The sequence below is a fragment of the Variovorax sp. GW821-FHT10D07 genome, from assembly GCF_059415325.1.
On sequence record NZ_JBWKMZ010000012.1, the window covers coordinates 1 to 19,266 of the forward strand.

The window sequence follows — 19,266 nt, forward strand, 5'->3', positions numbered from 1 at the left end:
CTTTTCTTTGGTTACTTTCTTTTGGCGAAGCAAAAGAAAGTGACTCGCCCGCCGGGGCGAGACCCGGCCAACAGCCTCAACAAAAAAACTGACAACCAGCCCGCCAAACGCAACTCAAATCATCGGCGTAACCGCCCCATCCATAGCCACGATAGCCCCCGTCACATAACTAGCCTTCCCCGAAGCCAGAAACAGCACCGTATTCGCCACCTCCTCCGGCGTAGCAATGCGCCCCAGCGGCAGCCGCGCGGTAGCCCGCTGCAGCGCCTCCTCGGTACCGATACCCTGCAGCTTCGCATCCGCCTTCATCCCTTCGGCAAGCCGAGCAGTCAGCGTGAGTCCAGGATTCACCGCATTCACGCGCACCCCCTTGGCGGCATAAGCCGCAGCCATGCCCGCACTGACCAGCATCAGCGCCGCATTGGCGGCCCCACCGGCCATGTGCACAGGGCTCGCGACCTTGCCGCCCTGCCCGATGACATTGACGATGGCCCCACTGCCGCGCTGCCCCATGCGCTTGACCACCGGGTCGATCATGTGGATGTAGCTGAAGTACTTCGCGTCCATCGCGTCGTGCCAGGCCGTGGGCGTGAGGTCGTCGGGCGGGGTGCGGCGCGCGGCGCCGGCCGAGTTGACGAGCACGTCGACGGGGCCGAAGGCCTGCTCGGCGGCGTCGAGGGCGGCCAGGGCGGCCGCCGGGTCCTTGAGGTCGGCGGCGTGCAGCGAGACGCGGCCCTCGGCCTGCGCGTGGGCCGCGAGCAGTTCCTGGCGGCCCTGCTCCAGGTTGGCCGGATCGCGCGACACCAGGCTCACGCGCGCGCCCTCGCGCAGGAAGCCGAGCGCGCAGGCCAGGCCGATGCCCTTGCTGCCGCCGGTGATGAGTACGTGGCGGTCCTGGAGTTCGAGATCCATGAAGGTGTCCTTGGGTTGGTTGGCGGAGTCGCGTGGATTGAATCACCGCTCTAAGATCGCCGGATGAACGCTCCCACGGTATCCCTGCCCCGCTTCTGGTCACAGCTGTCCACGCGCGACTTCGCCGCGCTCGATGTGGCAGCCACGGTGGCGGTGCTGCCGCTGGGCGCCACCGAGCAGCATGGGCCGCACCTGCCGCTCGGGGTCGACACGGTGCTGGCCGACGGCATCGTCGCGGCGGCGCTGCCGCTGCTGCCGGCCGAGCTGCCGGTGCTGTTCCTGCCGACCCAGCAGATCGGCCTGAGTCCCGAGCACGCGCGCTTCGCGGGCACGCTCACGCTGTCGGCCGAGACGCTGATCCGCGTGTGGAGCGAGATCGGCGCCGGGGTGGCGCGTGCCGGCGTGAAGAAGCTGGTGCTGTTCAACGCGCATGGCGGCCACGTGGGCGCGATGGACATCGTGGCGCGCGAACTGCGCGCCGCGCACGGGCTGATCGTCTATTCCGCGAGCTGGTTCAACCTGCCGCTGGGCGAGGCGGGTGCCCGGTTCAGCGCGCACGAGCACCGCTTCGGCGTGCATGCGGGCGAGATCGAGACCTCGATGATGCTGGCGCTCGCGCCGCAGCTGGTGCGCATGGACGCGGCACAGGATTTCCGCTCCAGCTCCGAGCAGCGCGCGGCCGACTACGCGATCCTCGGCAACGGCAGGAGCGCGAAGCTGGGCTGGGCGATCGAGGACTACAACGCGCAGGGTGCGGCGGGCAATGCGGCGGCGGCCACGGCGCCAGCGGGGCAGGCGGTCGTCGATGCCGCGGCGGCGCAACTCGCGCTGCTGCTGGCCGAGGTGTCGCGCCTGCCGCTGAGCACCGCGAACACCGGTCCGCTGCCCTGAAAAAAGAGTGAGAGAAGAGCGGCGACCGCTCAGGCCTTCGCCAGCACCTCGGCGAACATGCCCGAGTCGACGTTGCCGCCCGTCAGGCTGATGCCCACCGTCTTGCCGCGCCAGCGCTCCCGCTGCTGAAGCGCACCGGCGAGCGCGGCGGCGCCCGCGCCCTCGGCCACGTTGTGGGTGTCGCTGAAAAGGATGCGCATCGCCTCGGCCACCTCTTCGTCGCTGACCGCGACCACGTCGTCGGCCTCGCGCAGCAGCACCTCGAGCGACTCGGGCACCGGCACGCGGCAGGCCATGCCGTCGGCCAGGCGCGTGCTGACCGGCGATTCGACCGGATGGCGCGCGCGGAACGAATCGAGGTAGGCGGTGGCATGGGCCGACACCACGCCGATGATCTTCGTGGCGACGCCGCAGTGCGCGCGCGCCGCTGCCGCGCCCGCGAAGCCCGAGCCCAGGCCGATGGGCACGAACAGCACGTCGGGCGGCGCGTGCTTCAGCGCCTCGAAGAACTCGACGTAGGCGGTCGACACGCCGCGCACCAGCTCGCGGTGGAACGAGGGCACGCGGTGCAATCCGTCGCGCTCGGCCAGCACGGCCGCATGCTCGGACGCGGCCTGGAAGTCCTCGCCGTGCTCGACCAGCTCGACGCCGAGCGCGCGCATCGCGGCGTTCTTCTCGACCGAGTTGCCGTGCGGCACCACGATGGTCGCGGCCAGGCCGTGGCGGCGCGCCGCGAAGCCGAGCGACTGGCCATGGTTGCCGCGCGTGGCGCTGATCACGTGGCGCGCCCCGGGCTGCTCGCGCGCCAGCGTCTCGAAGTAGGTCAGGCCACCGCGAATCTTGAAGGCGCCGACCGGCGTGTGGTTCTCGTGCTTGGCCCAGAGCTTCGCGCCCATGCGCCGCTCGAGCAGCGGCCAGGCGTACTGCGGCGTGGGCGGCATCGCCGCGTGCACGGTGGCGAGCGCGGCTTCCATTTCTTCGCGGGTGAATCGCATGGTGATCACTTTCTTTCGGTCAATGCGACACGCACCGCCAGCGCGGCCAGCACGCTGCCCATCACGTAGCGCTGCGCGCGCAGCCAGCCTTCGCTCTTCGACAGCACGGCCGTGATGCTCGCGGCGCCGACGATCATGGTCGTGTTGACCACGGCGCTGCTCGCCATCTGCGCGGCGCCGAGCTGCAGGCTCTGCAGCAGCACCGAGCCGCGCTCGGGATGGATGAACTGCGGAAAGAACGAGAGGTAGAACATCGCCACCTTCGGGTTCAGCAGGTTGGTGAGGAAGCCCATGCGGAACAGCTTGCCCGGCGGGTCGGCCGGCAGCGCGCGGGCCTCGAAGGGGGCGGTGCCGCCGGGGCGCACCGCCTGCCAGGCGAGCCACAGCAGGTAGGCCGCGCCCGCGAAGCGGATCGCGTCGAAGGCCAGCGGCACCGCGAGCAGCAGCGCCGTGAGCCCGAGCGCGGCCGCGCACAGGTGCACCAGGAAGGCCATCAGCACGCCGCCCAGCGAGATCAGCCCGGCACGGCGGCCCTGGATCAGGGTGCGCGAGACGCAATAGATCATGTTCGGCCCGGGCGTGAGCGCGAGCAGCAGCGAGGCGAAGGCGAACCAGGCGATTTCGGTCAGGGTCAGCATGTCAGAGTCCTCGGGATTCCAGGGTGACGGGGCCGCGCGGCGTGTCGAACACGGCCACGAGGTTCGGTGCGCCGGCATCGACCTGCAGCGCACGCAGGCCGATGGCCGAGAGCGCGGCCGACAGCGCCGGCGCGCGCGGATGGGTGGCATGCAGCGAACGCAGCGCGAGGCCCGAGGCCGGCATGGCATCGACCGGATGCACCGGGCCCCACTGGATCAGCGTGGGCAGCGCGCCGTAGAACAGCCGCTGGCCGTCGTCGCGCACCGCGATCTGCCATTCGAGCCGGCCGGCCGCGGTGTCGCGCGAGGCCTCGAGCAGGTGGCCGCGGTCGATCTGCGCATGCTCCTCGCGTGCCAGGGCCTGGATGGCGGCGCGCGCATCGGGTACGCGCGCCACGAAGTGGATCAGCCGCGGGCCGTGCTGCGCGAGCCCGGCCTGCAGCTCGGCATCGTCGAGGTCGAACCAGCGGCGCGTGTTCGGGCGCGACGGCGCCTGGCCCGGTTCGATCGCGATGATCTCGGCGTAGGCGCGCGGAAAGGCCTCGCTCGCGACGTTCAGCAGCCGGTTGTGCGTGCCCATCAGCGGATGCGTGCCGCCGGGCGCGGGCACCACGCCCAGCGTGGCCTCGCACCACGCCACGCCCTCGGCCAGCGAGGCGGCGGCGATCACGAGGTGGTCGACTTCGGCATGCATCGCGGTGTCTCCGTTCAGAGCGCGACGCTGCCGTCGACGCAGGTCACGGCATCGCCGCCGACCCAGATCCGGCCCTCGGCGTCGCGCTCGATGTGGACGCGGCCCGCGCGGCCCAGGCACTGGCCCTGCGCCGCCAGGTAGCGCGCGGGCATGTGGCCGTCGGCGATCAGCCATTCGGCCAGGCCCGCGTTGAGGCTGCCCGTGACCGGGTCTTCCTGCACGCCGATCGGTTCGGCGAAGGCACGCACCTCGAGGTCGATCTTCGCGCCGTCGTCCAGCGGCACGGCGGGGCGGTTGCCGAAGGCGCGCGCTTCGCGGTTCGAGCGGCCAATCAGCAGCGAGGTGTCGTGTACGGTCGGCACGCCGGCCACGCCGGCCTTCACGCCCAGCTCCTTGAGCGCGCGATGGTCGGGCGAGAGCGCGAGCACCGCGTCGGCATCCTCGAGCAGCAGGCCGAACCAGACCGGGCCGTTGTCGAGCACCTGCGCGGCGATCACCTGCTGCGCCTTCAGGCCCAGCGCGCCGGCCACCTTGGCCAGCAGCGCGGGACTCGGCGCACTGCGCTTGAGCGGCGGCGCCGCGAAAGCCAGCCGCGTGCCCTCGCGCCGCAGCGGCACCAGGCCCGCGCCGCATTGCTGCACCACCTGGCCGGAGGCCTTGGGCTTGCCGCCGGCCTGCAACCAGGCATGGCAGCTGCCGATGGTGGGATGGCCCGCGAACGGCAGCTCGCCGCCGGGCGTGAAGATGCGCACCCGGTAGTCGGCCGCGGGGTCGGTGGGTGGCAGCAGGAAGGTGGTTTCGGACAGGTTGGTCCACTGCGCGAAGCGCAGCATGGCCGCATCGTCGAGCTCGCTGCCATCGATCACCACGGCCAGCGGGTTGCCGAAGTAGGGATGGGGGGTGAAGACGTCGACTTGCTTGAACGGGCGGGTTTTCATTTCTTACTCGAGAGGGAGATCGAGCACGCCGCGCGCGCCCGGACGGATGAGCAGGTCGTTGAACCAGCGCTCGACATTCGGCCAGCCGGGCCGGCGGTATTCGGCGGCCGGCAGGTTGAACCAGCGGTGCGCCTCGCAGCCGATCGGGATGTCGGCCATGGTGAAGCGCTCGCCGGCGATGTAGGGATGGCGCGCGAGGTGGGCGTCGAGCAGGCCGAACAGCGCCTCGCTCTCGCGCACCGAGGCGTCGATCAGCGCCGGCTGGCGTTCGGCCGGCGGCGTGCGCACCCATTGCACGAAGGCATCGCGGCTCGCGCGGTTGAGCGTGGTCTGCTGCCAGTCCATCCAGCGCTCGGCGTCGAAGCGCGCGGGCAGGTCGGCCGGGTAGAAGGCGCCGTGCGAGTACTTGGCGCAGAGGTAGCGCACGATCACGTTCGATTCCCAGAGCACCACGCGCTCCGCGCCCTCGCCGTCGTCGATGGTGGGCACCATGGCGTTGGGATTCAGCGCCAGGTACTCGTCGGTCTGCACCACGCCGAAGCGGCCGCCGGCCTCGGTGCGCTGGAAGTCCAGCCCGAGTTCCTGTGCGCACCACACCACCTTGCGGACGTTGATCGAGCTGATGCGGCCCCAGATGTTGAGCATGTCGTCGTCTTTCCTTGAAGCTTGTGTGTTCGTGTTCGAGTCAGTCCCGCATGATGCGCGCGGTGCCCGAGACGCGGATCGAGCTGCCGGGCGCGGCCGGGATGTCGGCATGCAGGCGCGACAGCATGCCCATGTCCTCGCCCTGCACCACGTCGATCGCGCCGTCGTGCGGCCAGCCGATATCGCGCAGGTAGCCGGCCAGCGCGGCGGTGGCGGCGCCGGTCGCGGGATCTTCGTAGACACCGCCCGAGGCGAAGGGATTGCGCGTGTGGAAGCGCTGCGCGCTCTCGGCATGCAGCAGCACGATGGTCGTGAGATCGAAGCGGGCCATCAGTGCGCGGCCGGCCTCGAGCTCGTAGTGCATCGCCGCCAGCGCCGCGCGGCTCTCGAGCGCGAGCACCAGATGATCGGCACCCGCATGGGCGACGGCCGGCGGGATGCGCGCATCGAGCGCGGCCGCGTCGAGCCCAAACAACTCCAGCGCCGCGGACAGCAGGGCGGGCACGGCGGCGGCGCTGCGCGTGGGCGGCGACTGCAGCGCGGCCTCGACGGTGGCGCCGTTGCGGCGGCCCTCGACCGTGATCCGCGCCTGGTTGAGCGTGAGCGGAAACACGCCGTCGCCCTGCTGCAGCGCGAGCGCCGCGCCGAGCGCGATCGTCGCGTGGCCGCAGAACGGCACTTCGGACTGCGGCGCGAAGTAGCGCACGCGCCAGCCGTCGCCGGTGCGCGCGGCGAAGGCGGTCTCGGAGAAGCCCACGTCGGCGGCGATGCGCTGCATCTGCGCCTCGGGCGGCAGGGCCTCGGCGATGACGACGCCGGCGGGATTGCCGCCTTGCTCGCCATCCGAGAAGGCCGCGATCTTCAGGACATTCATGGGGACCTCTTCAGCGCGGCACGGGCCGGTCGAGGAACAGCAGGCGTACCGCGAGCGCCAGCATCACGGTGGCGAGCAGGCCGCGCTGGAATTTCTCGGCGCCGGGGCGGCGCTGCAGCCAGCGGCCGACCTGTCCGCTGCAGGCGCCCAGCAGGGTGTTGAAGCCCAGCGCCGCCAGCGACAGCACGATGCCGAGCTGCACCAGCTGCAGCGGCACGCTGCCGCGCGTGGGATCGACGAACTGGGGCAGGAACACCATGAAGAACAGCAGCGCCTTCGGATTGACCAGGTTGTTGAGCAAGGCCATGCGCACGATGCGGCCGAAGCCTGCCGGCCGCGCGTGCGCGCCGAGCCGCAGGCCGCCGCTGCTGCGCAACGCCTGCACGGCGAGCCACAGCAGGTACAGCGCGCCGGCATAGCGCAGCAGGTCGAAGGACGGCGGCCAGGCCGCCACCAGCGCGGTCACGCCGGTGGCGGCGAACAGCGTGTGCACCAGGTCGGCGGCCGAGATCCCGAGCGCCGCCGCGAAGCCGCCGCGCGGGCCATGGGCCACGCCGTGCGAGAGCACGAAAGCCATGTTCGGGCCCGGCGACAGGAACAGCGCCAGCACCGCGAGCAGGAACAGCGAGAGCGTTGCGAGGCCGATCAAGGCAGGCTCCGGTGAATGCGCGCTCAGATCTGCGCGGCCGCGAGCTGCTTGTCGCCGGCCAGCGCGAGTTCCTCGCGCACGGTCTGCGCCAGCGCGGCGATCGCGGTGTCGATCTCCTCGACGCTCGCGGTCACGAACGACAGCCGCAGCGTGCGCGCATCGCCTTCGCCGGCATAGAAGGGCGCGCCCGGCACGAATGCCACGTTGCGCTCGACCGCCTTGGGCAGCAGGGTCACGGTGTCGATGCCCTCGGGCAGCCGCGCCCACAGGAACATGCCGCCCTTGGGCGCGTTGAACTTCACGTCCAGGCCGGCCATCTCGCGCGTGAGCGCGGCGCTCATCGCATCGCGCTGGCGCTTGTAGAGCGCGCGGATGGTGGGCACGTGGCGCTCGAGGAAGTTGTCCTTCATCACGGCCGACACCATGCGCTGCGTGAAGATCGGCGTGTGCAGGTCGACCGCCTGCTTGGCCTGCAGCAGCTTCGGGTAGATGGACTTGGGCGCCACCAGGAAGCCCAGGCGCAGGCCGGGTGCCAGCACCTTCGAGAACGAGCCCAGGTAGATCACGCCCTCGGGGTTGCGCGCGGCCAGCGGCGGCGGCGGGGCTTCGTCGAACCAGAGCTCGCCGTAGGGGTTGTCCTCGACGATCGGCAGGCCGGCCGCGGCGGCGGCGGCCGACACGGCGGCGCGGCGCTCCTCGGTCATGGTGCGGCCGGTGGGGTTCTGGAAGTTGGGCAGCAGGTAGACGAAGCGCGCGTCCTTGGCCTTGGCGACCAGGTCCTCGACGATCACGCCGTCGTCGTCGCTGGCCACGCCCACGGGGTTGGGCTCCATCGGGCCGAAGGCCTGCAGCGCGCCGAGGTAGGTCGGCGTCTCGACCAGTACCTTGCTGCCCGGATCGATCAGCACCTTGGCGACCAGGTCGAGGCCCTGCTGCGAGCCGGTGGTGATCAGCACCTGCGAGGGATCGACGTTCCACGGCAGCATGTCGGCCACGGCCTGGCGCAGCGGCGCGAAGCCCTCGCTGGCGGCGTACTGCAGCGCGGCCTGGCCGTCGTTGTGCAGCACCTCGGCGCAGGCGTCGGCGAAGGCCTGGATCGGGAAGGTCTTGGGCGAGGGCAGGCCGCCGGCCAGGCTGATGATGCCGGGGCGCTCGGTGACCTTGAGGATTTCACGCAGCACCGACGGGTTCATCTTGGCGGCGCGGGCGGCGAGTTTCCAGTTCATGGGAGTCTTCTTTCTGACGGTGAGGAGCGATGCGAACGAACGGAGTGCGGATGCGAGGGTAAGACGGAGGGCGCGATCAGTCCACGGCGCCGACCGGCGCGCGCAGGACCGGGGCGGCCGGTGCCGACGGCTGCGACAGCCGCTTGCCGACCACCACCGTGGCCACCACCGCGGCCGCGAAGCCCAGCGTGACCACGTCGAGCGGCTCGCCCAGGAGCGGGATCGACACCAGGATCGAGAGGAAGGGCTGCAGCAGCTGCGTCTGGCTCACGCGCAGCGCGCCGCCGAGGGCCAGGCCGCGGTACCAGGCGAAGAAGCCGATCCACATCGAGAACATGCCGACGTAGACGAAGCCCAGCCAGGAGGCGGTGGCGATCGGCTGCGTGGGCCACAGCGCGAGCGTGGCCGGCAGGGTGACCGGCAGCGCCATCACGCAGACCCAGCAGATCACGCGCTCGGCGCCGAGCGCGGGCGTGACCTGCGCGCCGTAGATGTAGCCGAAGGAGGCGGCGATCACGGCGCCGACCAGCAGCAGGTCGGCCCATTCGAAACCGAAGCCGTGGCCGTTCTGGCTCGCGCGCACCAGCGAGAACACCACCACCAGCAGGCTGCCCGCGATGGCGCAGAGCCAGAAGCCGAGCCGCGCGCGCTGGTGCAGCACCCAGGCCGCGACCGCGGCCGTGACCAGCGGCAGCAGCGCCGTCACCACCGCCGCATGGCTGGCCGTGACCACGCGCAGTGCATAGGCCAGCAGCAGCGGAAAGCCGACGCAGTTGCCGAGCACCGCGATTCCCAGCGGCTTCCACTGGTGGGGCGCGGGCCGCGGCGAGCGCGTGACCAGCAGGAACACGGCCGACAGCAGGCCCGCGAGCGCGGCGCGGCCGAGCGTGACGAACCACGGCGAGAGCTGCGGCTGCGCCTGCGTGCCGGTGGCCAGCCGCGTCATCGGCAGCGTGACCGCGAACAGCGCCACGCCGATCACGCCGAGCCACATGCCGAGGGTTTCGTCCTTGATCTTCATGGCGGCCCTAGACGCGCAGCATCCACCAGGCGGTGAGCACCAGCACGGCGGCCATCGCACGGTTGAACCAGGCCAGGCGCTTGCCCTTCGACAGCCATTCGCGCAGCAGCGCGCCGGCCAGCGCATAGGTGAAGTTGCTCGCGAAGGCGTAGACCAGCATCACGGGCGCGACGATCGCGAAGCGGTGCAGCGGCTCGGCCTGGCCCGCGATCCAGCCGGCCACCAGCGTGAGCGCGAGCAGCCAGGCCTTGATGTTGAGGAACTGTAGTGCCACGCCCTGCACGAAGCCGACCGACAGGTTGGCATCGTCGGCGCGGCCCAGCGTGGTGCTGGTGGCGAGCTTGAACGCGAGGTACAGCAGGTAGGCGATGCCCAGCGCCTTGATCGCCCAGCGCAGCGCGGGCGCCGCCATCACCAGCGCGCCCAGGCCGGCTGCGCACAGCGCGAGCAGCAGGGTCCAGCCCACGGGCACCGCGACCACGAAGCGCATCGCGCGCGGCAGGCCGCCGTTGGCCGCGAGGGTGGTTGACAGCGTGGTGTTCGGGCCCGGCGAGAAGCTCATCGCCGTGGCCAGCACCAGCAGCGCGGTGAATTCTTGCCAGTTCATGACACACACTCTAAACTTTGGACCATTACAGTTCCAGTACAGATGGCCGTACACACAGTCAATCTGTATCGGCCTTGCGTACAACACAGATCGAACGCCGATGCTGACACGAACCTCGTCCCAGTCGCTGACCGCCCAGTTGGCCGATCGCCTGGCCGAACGCATCCGCAACCGGCTGCTGCTGCCGGGCGCGCGCCTGCCCTCGGTGCGCGAATGCGCGCGCCAGCAGGGCGTGAGCCCCTACACCGTGGTGGCCGCCTACGACCAACTGCTGGCGCTCGGGCTGGTGGAGGCGCGGCGCCAGCGCGGCTTCTTCGTGCGCGATTCGGGCCGCGATCCCGGCCGCGACCCGGCCCAGCCGGCGGGCGACCCGCTGCAGATCAGCGCGCTGTCGATGGTCACGCAGATGATGGCCTCGCGCACGCCGGCCGACGCCAGCTCGTTGATCCGCAGCATGTTCCACCGCCCGAGCGACAAGCCGCAGCCCGGCATGGGCGTGTTTCCGCCCGACTGGCTCGATTCCTCGTTCATGCCGACGGCGGTGCGGCGCATGACCAGCACCGCGATGCTGCAGGAGCTGTCGCTGCAGTACGGCGAGCCCGCGGGCGACGCGGCGCTGCGGCGCAGCCTGTCGCAGAAGCTGGTGGGCATCAACGTGCCGGCCGCGCCCGACCAGATCGTGACCACCATCGGCGCCACCCATGCGCTGGACATCGTGAGCCGCACCATGCTGCGCGCCGGCGATCCGGTGATGGTCGAGGAGCCCGGCTGGGCGCTCGAGTTCGCGCGGCTCGAGGCGCTGGGCATGCGCATCCTGCCGGTGCCGCGCCGCGCCGACGGGCCCGACCTCGACGTGATGGCGCAGTACTGCGCGCTGCACAGCCCCAAGCTGTTCGTCAGCGTGAGCGTGCTGCACAACCCGACCGGCTACAGCCTGTCGCCCAACAGCGCGCACCGCGTGCTCAAGCTGGCCAACGAGCACGACTTCCACATCGTCGAGGACGACACCTACAGCCACCTCGCGCCCGAGCACGCGACGCGGCTCAGCGCCCTCGACGGGCTGCAGCGCACCATCTACGTCAGCGGCTTCGCGAAGATCCTCGCGCCCAACTGGCGCATCGGCTTCCTGGCCGCCTCGCCCGCGCTCAAGGAGCGGCTGCTCGAGACCAAGCTGCTGGCCACGCTGACCTCGCCCGCGCTGTTCGAGCGGGCGCTCTCGTGGTGCATCGACCAGGGCCAACTGCGCCGCCATGCCGAGCGCGTGCGCATCCGCCTCGAGGGCGCCCGCGCGCGTGCCGCCAAGCTGGTGCTGGCGCACGGCTGCACCTTCGCGTCCGAGCCCGCGGGGCTGTTCGGCTGGGTCGACACCGGCGTCGACACCGACATGCTGACCCAGCGCATGCTCGACCAGGGCTACCTGCTGGCGCCGGGCTCGCTGTTCCATGCGCGCCGGCCGCCCACCACGCTGATGCGCATCAACTTCGCGAGCTCGCAGGACGCGAGCTTCTGGAAGGTCTTCGCCAAGACGCGCGACGAGCTCTGATCCGGGGCGGGGCGGGCCCTGCCTTGGAGTAAGCTGGCAGCACAACACCCGCCAGACCGGAGACCTGCCGCATGAACAAAGCCAGCCAACCCTTCGATTTCAGCCAGTTCGTACCCGGCTTCGACTTCCTCAAGAACCTCGCGGCCGGTGCGAGCGGCGCCGGTTCCGTGCCCGGCATCCCGAGCCTGGCGAGCTGGGTGGCGCCCACCATGAGCGTGGAGGAGGTCGACAAGCGCATCCAGGAACTCAAGACGGTGCAGTACTGGCTCGAGCAGAACGGCCACGCGCTCAAGGCCACGATCCAGGCGCTGGAGGTTCAGAAGATGACGCTGTCCACCTTGCGCGGCATGAACGTGCGCATGGAGGACCTCGCGGGCGTGTTCACGCGGCAGGCGAATGCGGCGGCCGCGGCGGTCAGCCCGGCGCCGGCAGCCGCGCCGGCCGCGGCGCCCGAACCCGAGGTCGAGTTCGAGGACGAAGAGGAACTCGACGAGGAGGAGGAAGAAGAGGAAGAGGCTCCGCCGCCGCGCCGCAAGGCCAGGCCGGCCGCCAAGGCCTCGGCCAAATCCGCCACGGGCGATGCCGCCGGCGGCGCGGTCGACCCGCTCAAGTGGTGGGGCTCGCTGACCGAGCAGTTCCAGCAGATCGCGAGCACCGCGCTGCAGGACGCGGCTCAGCTCAAGATGCCGGCCGTGACCCAGCCGCTGGCCGACGCCGTCGGCAAGGCCATGGGAACCGCGAGCGCCTCGCGCAAGTCCACCCCCCGCAAGGCCTCGACGGCCGCCAAGCGACCGGCGGCGAAGAAGCCGGCCGCGGCGCCCGCGGCCCGCAAGCGAACGGGCGGCCGACGCTGAGCCGCCTTGTCTTGACCATCGAACGAAGCAGGTTGGCACGATGAAGTTGTTTCCCTCCGGTCACGCCACCCATCCGCAATGGCGCATGGCGGCCGGCCTCGTGCTGGCCCAGCTGCGCGCGCAGATGGCGTTGCCCGACTACGCCTCGGCACCCACCCTCGGGCTGCTCTACATCACCGACCACTATGCGGTCGACGCGCAGGAGATCCTCGACCACCTGAGCGCCGAGCTGCCCGAGGTGACCGACTGGGCCGGCACCGTGGGCGTCGGCGTGTCGGCCAACAATGCCGAGTACTTTGACGAGCCCGGCCTGAGCCTGATGCTCTGCGCGTTGCCGAGCGACCAGTACCGCGTGTTCTCGGGCGTGGCGCCGCTGGCGAGTTCCGAGATGAGCGGCTTCGAGGCTCACACGGCGCTGGTGCATGCCGACCCCGCCACCCCCGACCTGACCGAGCTCATCGGCGAGATGGCCGGGCGCACCGACACCGGCTACCTGTTCGGCGGCCTCTCCTCGGGCCGCGGCGGCGCGCTGCAGTTCGCGGTCGGCGGCAACGGCAACATCCGCGGCCAGGGTGCGGCCGGCGGCGTGTTCTCGGGCGGCCTGTCGGGCGTGGTGTTCGGCGAGGGCGTGCGGCTGGTGTCGCGCGTCACGCAGGGCTGCCAGCCATTGCGCTCGGGCAGCGCGCGCGAGCGCGAGATCACCGAGGCCGACGGCAACCTGGTGCTGCAGCTCGACGGCGAGCCCGCGCTCGACGTGCTGCTGGCCGACCTGCAGGTCTCGCTCGAGCGGCCGCAGGAAGCCATCGAGGCCGTGCGCGCCACCCTGGTGGGCCTGGTCGATGCCGGCAGCGACGGCATCCGCCGCACGGGCGACCTCGGCGCCGACGTGCTGGTGCGCCACATCATCGGCCTCGACCCCACGCGCCGCGGCATCGCGATCGCCGACGTGGCCGAGGCCGGCATGCGCCTGAGCTTCTGCCGCCGCAACGCCCAGGCTGCGCGCGCCGACCTGATGCGCATCTGCGCCGAGATCCGCGAGGAACTCGAGCCCGAGGAACAGACCCTGGCCACCGCGCGCGCCGTCGCCGCCGGCGAGGCCGAGGCGGCGCCGCATCCCGCGCGCCGCATCGCCGGCGCCGTCTACGTGAGCTGCTCGGGCCGCGGCGGCCCGCATTTCGGCGCACCGGGCGCCGAGCTGCAGATCGTGCGCCACGCGCTGGGCGACGTGCCGCTGGTCGGTTTCTTCGCCGCGGGCGAGATCGCGCGGCACCACGTGTATGGCTACACGGGTGTGCTGACGGTGTTCACGGCGGACGACTGAGCGTCCGCCTTCTTTCGGAAGCTCAGCCCAGCGCGGGCCGCGCCACGCCCGCTACGGGCCGGGGCAGCCCCGTGAACGCGAAATCCACCTCCGGCGCCAGACCGCTCACGATGCGCGCGATCGACTTGCCCGAGCCGCAGGCATGGGTCCAGCCGAGCGTGCCGTGGCCGGTGTTGAGGTAGAGGTTCGCGAGTTTCGTGCGGCCGATCAGCGGCACGTTGCTCGGCGTGGCCGGGCGCAGGCCGGTCCAGAACTGGGCTTGCGCGGTGTCGCCGGCGCCGGGGAACAACTGCTCGACGCGGCGCACGATGGCTTCGCAGCGCACGCGGTTGAGGTCGCGGTCGTAGCCGTTGAGCTCGGCCGTGCCGGCGATGCGCATGCGGTCGCCCGATTCCGAGGTGTAGCGCGAGAACACCAGCTTGTATTCGTCGTCGGTCAGCGAGACCTGGTAGGCCTTGCTCGCGTCCTTGACCGGCAGCGTGACCGAATAGCCCTTGGCCGGATAGATCGGCAGCCGGATGCCCAGCGGTGCCGCCAGCAGCGGGCTCAGCGAACCCATCGCCATCACGAAGGCATCGCCGCGGATGCGCTGGAAGCGGCCCTCGGCGTCGGTGACCTCGACGTGGTCGATCGCGCCGCCCACCTCGCGCAGCGCGGTGACGGTGTGGCTCATCAGGAACTTCACGCCGGCCTCGGCCGCGAGCCGCGCGAGTTCGCGCGCGAAGCGGTTGGCGTCGCCCGATTCGTCCTCGGCCGTGTAGGTGGCGCCGGCCAGTTGCGGCCGGATGTGGGCCAGCGCGGGCTCGAGCTTCACGGCCTCGTCGGCCGAGATCACCTGGCGCTCGCAGCCCAGCGCGCGCATCTGCTCGGCAGGCGCGAGAGCGCCGTCGAACTCCTTTTGCGTCGTGTAGAAGTGCAGGATGCCCTGCGTGCGCTCGTCGTAGCGGATGCCGGTATCGCGGCGCAGCTGCTGCAGCGTGTCGCGGCTGTAGGTGCCCAGCCGCACGATCTGCTCGATGTTGTGGCGTGTGCGCGCGGGCGTGCATTCGCGCAGGAACTGCAGGCCCCAGAGCCACTGGCGCATGTCGGCGCGGATGCGGAACAGCAGCGGGGCGTCTTCCTTGCCCAGCCACTGCAGCACCTTGAGCGGCGCGCTGGGATTGGCCCAGGGCTCGGCATGGCTCACCGAGATCTGGCCGCCGTTGGCGAAGCTGGTTTCGGCGGCCGGGGTGGCCTGCCGGTCGATCACGGTCACGTCGTGGCCGAGTTGCTGGAGGTAGTAGGCCGAGGTCACGCCGAGCAGGCCGGCGCCCAATACGATCACGCGCATTTCAAGTACCTTTCGAGGTCGAAGCGCTTGAACGGCGTGAAGGTCGTGCTACTGAATAGATAGCGCGCAACCGGACGGCCGTCCAATTGCCGCTCCCCCTGTCCTCGGTACCTGAGAGTTTCATCCGCTGCACCTTGCAGCGGACTTGCTCCTTCGGCGCAGCACGGCCGCGATGGGCGATGTGCTGGCTCTCCAGACGGCGTTTCAGTGGTTGCAGTACAGGCCCCGCGGGAAGCGTGGAGCCGACCTGAGCGTTTATGGGAGTTTGCGCCTTCGGTGGGGCTGCCTGCGCGATGCATGCGGCCCGCTCTCCTGCAATGGGTGGCGATTGTAGGCGGGCCGCGGGCACCGGCCAACCCCGGATTCGGCCTTGCGCACGGGTGGGATAATCCACGCCCGGCCGCGCCCGCGCGGCTTCGGGCTTTCGACCACGTGACTCAGCAATCACACAGCACAGGGGACTCCATGATCCTGGTTACCGGCGGCGCCGGCTTCATCGGCGCCAATTTCGTCCTCGACTGGATCGCGCAAGGCGACGAACCGGTCGTGAACCTCGACAAGCTCACCTACGCCGGCAATCTCGAGACCCTGGCCTCGCTCAAGGGCAATCCGCGCCATGTCTTCGTGCAGGGCGACATCGGCGACAGCGCGCTGCTCGACCGCCTGCTGGCCGAGCACAAACCGCGCGCGGTGGTCAATTTCGCGGCCGAGTCGCACGTGGATCGCTCGATCCACGGCCCCGAGGATTTCGTGCAGACCAATGTGCTCGGCACCTTCCGGCTGCTCGAGTCGGTGCGCGGCCACTGGAACGCGCTGCCGGCCGACCAGAAGGCGGCCTTCCGCTTCCTGCACGTGTCGACCGACGAGGTCTACGGCTCGCTCTCGAAGGCCGACCCGGCCTTCACCGAGGAGAACAAGTACGAGCCCAACAGCCCGTACTCGGCCAGCAAGGCCGCCAGCGACCACCTCGTGCGCGCCTGGCACCACACCTACGGCCTGCCGGTGCTCACCACCAACTGCTCGAACAACTACGGCCCCTTCCATTTCCCCGAGAAGCTGATCCCGCTGATGATCGTCAACGCGCTGGCCGGCAAGCCTCTGCCCGTGTATGGCGACGGCATGCAGGTGCGCGACTGGCTCTACGTCAAGGACCACTGCAGCGCGATCCGCCGCGTGCTCGAAGCGGGCCGGCTCGGCGAGACCTACAACGTGGGCGGCTGGAACGAGAAGCCGAACATCGAGATCGTGAAGACCGTGTGCGCGCTGCTCGACGGGCTGCGTCCGCGCGCCGACGGCAAGGGCTATGCCGAGCAGATCAGCTACGTCACCGACCGCCCCGGCCATGACCGCCGCTATGCCATCGACGCGCGCAAGCTCGAGCGCGAGCTCGGCTGGAAGCCGGCCGAGACCTTCGACACCGGCATCCGCAAGACGGTCGAGTGGTACCTCGCCAACGGCGACTGGGTGCGCAACGTGCAAAGCGGCGCCTACCGGGCCTGGGTCGAGAAGCAGTACGACGCGAAGGCTTCCGCATGAAGCTGCTGCTGCTGGGCAAGGGCGGACAGGTCGGCTGGGAACTGCAGCGCAGCCTCGCACCGCTGGGCGAGCTGGTCGCGCTCGATTTCGACAGCACCGACTTCCACGCCGACTTCAGCCGGCCCGAACAGCTGGCCGACACCGTGCGGCAGGTGCGCCCCGACGTGGTCGTCAATGCCGCCGCCCATACCGCCGTCGACAAGGCCGAGAGCGAGCCCGAGTTCGCGCGCAAGCTCAACGCCACCTCGCCCGGCGTGGTGGCGCAGGCCGCGCAGGAGATCGGCGCGCTGATGGTCCACTACTCGACCGACTATGTCTTCGACGGCAGCGGCAGCACGCCCTGGAAGGAAGACGATGCGACCGGGCCGCTGAGCGTCTACGGCCGCACCAAGCTCGAAGGCGAGCAACTGGTGGCGCAGCACTGCACGAAGCACCTGATTTTTCGCACCAGCTGGGTCTATGCAGCGCGCGGCGGCAACTTCGCCAAGACCATGCTGCGGCTGGCCAGGGAGCGCGACAAGCTGACCGTCATCGACGACCAGTTCGGCGCACCCACCGGTGCCGAGCTGCTGGCCGACATCACGGCCCATGCCATCCGCGCCACCCTGCAGGACCCGTCCAAGGCCGGGCTCTATCACGCGATCGCGGGCGGCGAGACCACCTGGTACGGTTACGCGCGCTACGTGCTCGAACTCGCGCAACAGGCCGGTGTCGAGCTCAAGGCCGGGCCGCAGCAGGTCGAGGCCGTGCCGACCAGCGCCTTTCCCACGCCGGCCACCCGGCCGCACAACTCGCGCCTCGACACCTCGAAGCTGCAGGCCGCCTTCGGGCTGGTGCTGCCGCCGTGGCAGAACGGCGTCGCGCGCATGCTGCGCGAGATCCTCTGAGTCCGGCATCCGTGCCGAACACGACACCCGAAGAGAAGAGACACCAACGATGACCATCCAGACGACGCAGCGCAAAGGCATCATCCTGGCCGGCGGCTCGGGCACGCGGCTGCATCCAGCCACGCTCGCGATCAGCAAGCAGCTGCTGCCGGTGTACGACAAGCCCATGATCTACTACCCGCTGAGCACGCTGATGCTCGGCGGCATGCGCGACATCCTCGTCATCAGCACGCCGCAGGACACGCCGCGCTTCCAGCAACTGCTGGGCGACGGCAGCCAGTGGGGCCTGAACCTGCAGTACGCCGTGCAGCCCAGTCCCGACGGGCTGGCGCAGGCCTTCATCATCGGCGACAAGTTCGTCGGCAATTCGCCGAGCGCGCTGGTGCTGGGCGACAACATCTACTACGGCCACGACTTCGTGCACCTGCTGTCCGACGCCCATGCGCAGGCCAAGGGAGCGACCGTCTTCGCCTATCACGTGCACGACCCCGAGCGCTACGGCGTGGTGGCCTTCGATGCGCAGGGCAAGGCCAGCAGCATCGAGGAGAAGCCGCTCGAACCCAAGAGCAGCTATGCAGTGACCGGGCTCTACTTCTACGACAACCAGGTCGTCGACATCGCCAAGGCCGTCAAGCCCAGCGCGCGCGGCGAACTCGAGATCACCGCGGTCAACCAGGCCTACCTCGACCTCGGCCAGCTCAATGTGCAGATCATGCAGCGCGGCTATGCGTGGCTGGACACCGGCACGCACGAGAGCCTGCTCGAGGCCGGCCAGTTCATCGCCACGCTCGAGCATCGCCAGGGCCTGAAGATCGCGTGCCCCGAGGAGATCGCGTGGCGCAACGGCTTCATCGACGCCGCGCAGCTCGAGAAGCTCGCCGCGCCGCTGGCCAAGAGCGGCTACGGCAAGTACCTGCAACGCCTGCTGAAGGACGAGGTGCGCTCGTGAAGGCCACGCCCACCGCCATTCCCGAAGTCCTCGTCATCGAGCCGAAGGTGTTCGGCGACGCGCGCGGCTTCTTCTTCGAGAGCTTCAACGGCAAGGCCTTCGATGAGGCCGTGGGGCGCCACGTCGAGTTCGTGCAGGACAACCATTCGCGCTCGGCCCAGGGCGTGCTGCGCGGCCTGCATTACCAGATCCAGCAGCCGCAGGGCAAGCTGGTGCGCTGCGTGCGCGGCGCGGTGTTCGACGTGGCGGTGGACATCCGCAGGTCGTCGCCGACCTTCGGCCAGTGGGTGGGCGAGGAACTCAGCGAGAACAACCACAAGCAGCTGTGGGTGCCCGCGGGTTTCGCGCATGGCTTCCTGGTGCTGACGGAGACGGCGGAGTTTCTCTACAAGACGACCGACTACTACGCGCCGGCGCATGAGCGCTGCATCAAGTGGGACGACGCCGACCTGGCGATCGCGTGGCCCGCGACCGGAGGCGCTCCGCAGCTCTCCGGCAAGGACCAGGCCGGCGCCAGCTTCGCCGGCGCCGAAGTGTTCGACTGACAATCTCGAACCCGGCGCGGGCATCGGCGCGGCCCTCTCGTGGCCGCCGATCCCGACGCCGCTCGCGCACGGTCGCTTCATGACCGCTGCGCGCAGCCCGCGCAATATCCAGCCGCAGCGCCCCCCCGAAAGCGCTCGCTTCATCGACATTTCATAGGTCGATGTTAGTATTTGTTTGCATTGAGGTAACACTTCCTCGATGACTCCCCGC

General features: G+C 70.3%; 20 protein-coding genes and 1 riboswitch. Of the genes, 8 read left to right on the forward strand and 12 right to left on the reverse strand.

The annotated features are described in order from the left end of the window. Positions 1-114 precede the first annotated feature (114 nt). Positions 115-912, reverse strand: a complete 798-nt coding sequence (locus AC07PU_RS29160; RefSeq protein WP_495321836.1) for an SDR family oxidoreductase — start codon at positions 910-912, stop codon at positions 115-117. Between the two features lie 63 nt (positions 913-975). On the opposite strand from AC07PU_RS29160, the gene AC07PU_RS29165 reads away from it, so the two are divergent. Continuing rightward, positions 976-1,803: a creatininase family protein gene (locus tag AC07PU_RS29165; RefSeq protein WP_495321837.1), complete on the forward strand. Its 828-nt coding sequence runs from the start codon at positions 976-978 to the stop codon at positions 1,801-1,803. A gap of 29 nt (positions 1,804-1,832) precedes the next feature. Here the strand turns inward: AC07PU_RS29165 and AC07PU_RS29170 are convergent, their stop codons facing one another. From AC07PU_RS29170 to AC07PU_RS29215, 10 genes are all read right to left on the reverse strand, one after another. Next, positions 1,833-2,798 (reverse strand): threonine dehydratase, encoded by a 966-nt coding sequence (locus AC07PU_RS29170; RefSeq protein ID WP_495321838.1) that lies wholly within the window; start codon positions 2,796-2,798, stop codon positions 1,833-1,835. 5 nt (positions 2,799-2,803) lie between these two features. Continuing rightward, the gene (locus tag AC07PU_RS29175; RefSeq protein ID WP_495321839.1) at positions 2,804-3,436 is read right to left on the reverse strand and encodes a LysE family translocator; all 633 of its coding nucleotides are present in this window, start codon (positions 3,434-3,436) and stop codon (positions 2,804-2,806) included. A gap of 1 nt (position 3,437) precedes the next feature. After that, positions 3,438-4,130 (reverse strand): VOC family protein, encoded by a 693-nt coding sequence (locus tag AC07PU_RS29180; protein ID WP_495321841.1) that lies wholly within the window; start codon positions 4,128-4,130, stop codon positions 3,438-3,440. Positions 4,131-4,144: 14 nt separating this feature from the next. Further along, positions 4,145-5,068, reverse strand: a complete 924-nt coding sequence (locus tag AC07PU_RS29185; RefSeq protein WP_495321843.1) for a PhzF family phenazine biosynthesis protein — start codon at positions 5,066-5,068, stop codon at positions 4,145-4,147. Between the two features lie 3 nt (positions 5,069-5,071). Continuing rightward, positions 5,072-5,713 (reverse strand): glutathione S-transferase family protein, encoded by a 642-nt coding sequence (locus AC07PU_RS29190; protein WP_093353865.1) that lies wholly within the window; start codon positions 5,711-5,713, stop codon positions 5,072-5,074. A 40-nt stretch (positions 5,714-5,753) separates the two neighbouring features. Further along, the gene (locus tag AC07PU_RS29195) at positions 5,754-6,587 is read right to left on the reverse strand and encodes a PhzF family phenazine biosynthesis protein (protein WP_495321846.1); all 834 of its coding nucleotides are present in this window, start codon (positions 6,585-6,587) and stop codon (positions 5,754-5,756) included. A 10-nt stretch (positions 6,588-6,597) separates the two neighbouring features. After that, on the reverse strand, positions 6,598-7,236 hold the full coding sequence (locus tag AC07PU_RS29200; RefSeq protein ID WP_495321848.1) for a LysE family translocator: 639 nt from the start codon (positions 7,234-7,236) through the stop codon (positions 6,598-6,600). A 23-nt stretch (positions 7,237-7,259) separates the two neighbouring features. Next, the gene (locus AC07PU_RS29205) at positions 7,260-8,462 is read right to left on the reverse strand and encodes an aminotransferase-like domain-containing protein (protein ID WP_093353872.1); all 1,203 of its coding nucleotides are present in this window, start codon (positions 8,460-8,462) and stop codon (positions 7,260-7,262) included. A 76-nt stretch (positions 8,463-8,538) separates the two neighbouring features. Continuing rightward, complete coding sequence (locus tag AC07PU_RS29210) at positions 8,539-9,483, reverse strand: DMT family transporter (RefSeq protein WP_495321851.1); 945 nt, start codon at positions 9,481-9,483, stop codon at positions 8,539-8,541. Between the two features lie 7 nt (positions 9,484-9,490). Further along, positions 9,491-10,090 (reverse strand): LysE family translocator, encoded by a 600-nt coding sequence (locus AC07PU_RS29215; RefSeq protein ID WP_495321853.1) that lies wholly within the window; start codon positions 10,088-10,090, stop codon positions 9,491-9,493. 100 nt (positions 10,091-10,190) lie between these two features. Here AC07PU_RS29215 and AC07PU_RS29220 point away from each other — a divergent pair, with 100 nt between their 5' ends. The 3 genes from AC07PU_RS29220 to AC07PU_RS29230 all read left to right on the forward strand — a co-directional run bounded on the left by AC07PU_RS29220 (position 10,191) and on the right by AC07PU_RS29230 (position 13,808). After that, positions 10,191-11,633, forward strand: a complete 1,443-nt coding sequence (locus AC07PU_RS29220) for an aminotransferase-like domain-containing protein (RefSeq protein ID WP_495321855.1) — start codon at positions 10,191-10,193, stop codon at positions 11,631-11,633. Between the two features lie 71 nt (positions 11,634-11,704). Beyond that, the gene (locus AC07PU_RS29225; RefSeq protein ID WP_495321857.1) at positions 11,705-12,487 is read left to right on the forward strand and encodes a PhaM family polyhydroxyalkanoate granule multifunctional regulatory protein; all 783 of its coding nucleotides are present in this window, start codon (positions 11,705-11,707) and stop codon (positions 12,485-12,487) included. A 40-nt stretch (positions 12,488-12,527) separates the two neighbouring features. Continuing rightward, positions 12,528-13,808 carry an FIST signal transduction protein gene (locus AC07PU_RS29230; protein ID WP_261214948.1) on the forward strand — a complete coding sequence of 427 codons (1,281 nt, stop codon included), beginning with the start codon at positions 12,528-12,530 and terminating at the stop codon, positions 13,806-13,808. Positions 13,809-13,830: 22 nt separating this feature from the next. On the opposite strand, the gene AC07PU_RS29235 is transcribed toward AC07PU_RS29230, so the two are convergent. Next, positions 13,831-15,138 carry a D-amino acid dehydrogenase gene (locus AC07PU_RS29235; protein ID WP_495321860.1) on the reverse strand — a complete coding sequence of 436 codons (1,308 nt, stop codon included), beginning with the start codon at positions 15,136-15,138 and terminating at the stop codon, positions 13,831-13,833. Positions 15,139-15,226: 88 nt separating this feature from the next. Beyond that, positions 15,227-15,344, reverse strand: a riboswitch (glycine riboswitch). Between the two features lie 259 nt (positions 15,345-15,603). Here AC07PU_RS29235 and rfbB point away from each other — a divergent pair. Genes rfbB through rfbC form a run of 4 tightly spaced genes read left to right on the forward strand, consistent with a single transcriptional unit; the run spans position 15,604 to position 19,055 of the window. After that, entirely contained in the window at positions 15,604-16,674 is a 1,071-nt protein-coding gene (gene rfbB / locus AC07PU_RS29240) for a dTDP-glucose 4,6-dehydratase (protein WP_495321862.1), read from the forward strand. Continuing rightward, a complete protein-coding gene (gene rfbD, locus AC07PU_RS29245; RefSeq protein WP_495321864.1) occupies positions 16,671-17,561 on the forward strand; it encodes a dTDP-4-dehydrorhamnose reductase in 891 nt (296 codons plus the stop codon). The genes rfbB and rfbD overlap by 4 nt, the downstream gene beginning before the upstream one ends. A gap of 49 nt (positions 17,562-17,610) precedes the next feature. Next, entirely contained in the window at positions 17,611-18,510 is a 900-nt protein-coding gene (gene rfbA / locus AC07PU_RS29250; protein WP_495321866.1) for a glucose-1-phosphate thymidylyltransferase RfbA, read from the forward strand. Next, positions 18,507-19,055, forward strand: a complete 549-nt coding sequence (gene rfbC / locus AC07PU_RS29255; RefSeq protein ID WP_495321868.1) for a dTDP-4-dehydrorhamnose 3,5-epimerase — start codon at positions 18,507-18,509, stop codon at positions 19,053-19,055. Before rfbA ends, rfbC begins: the two co-directional genes overlap by 4 nt. Positions 19,056-19,266: the final 211 nt, after the last annotated feature.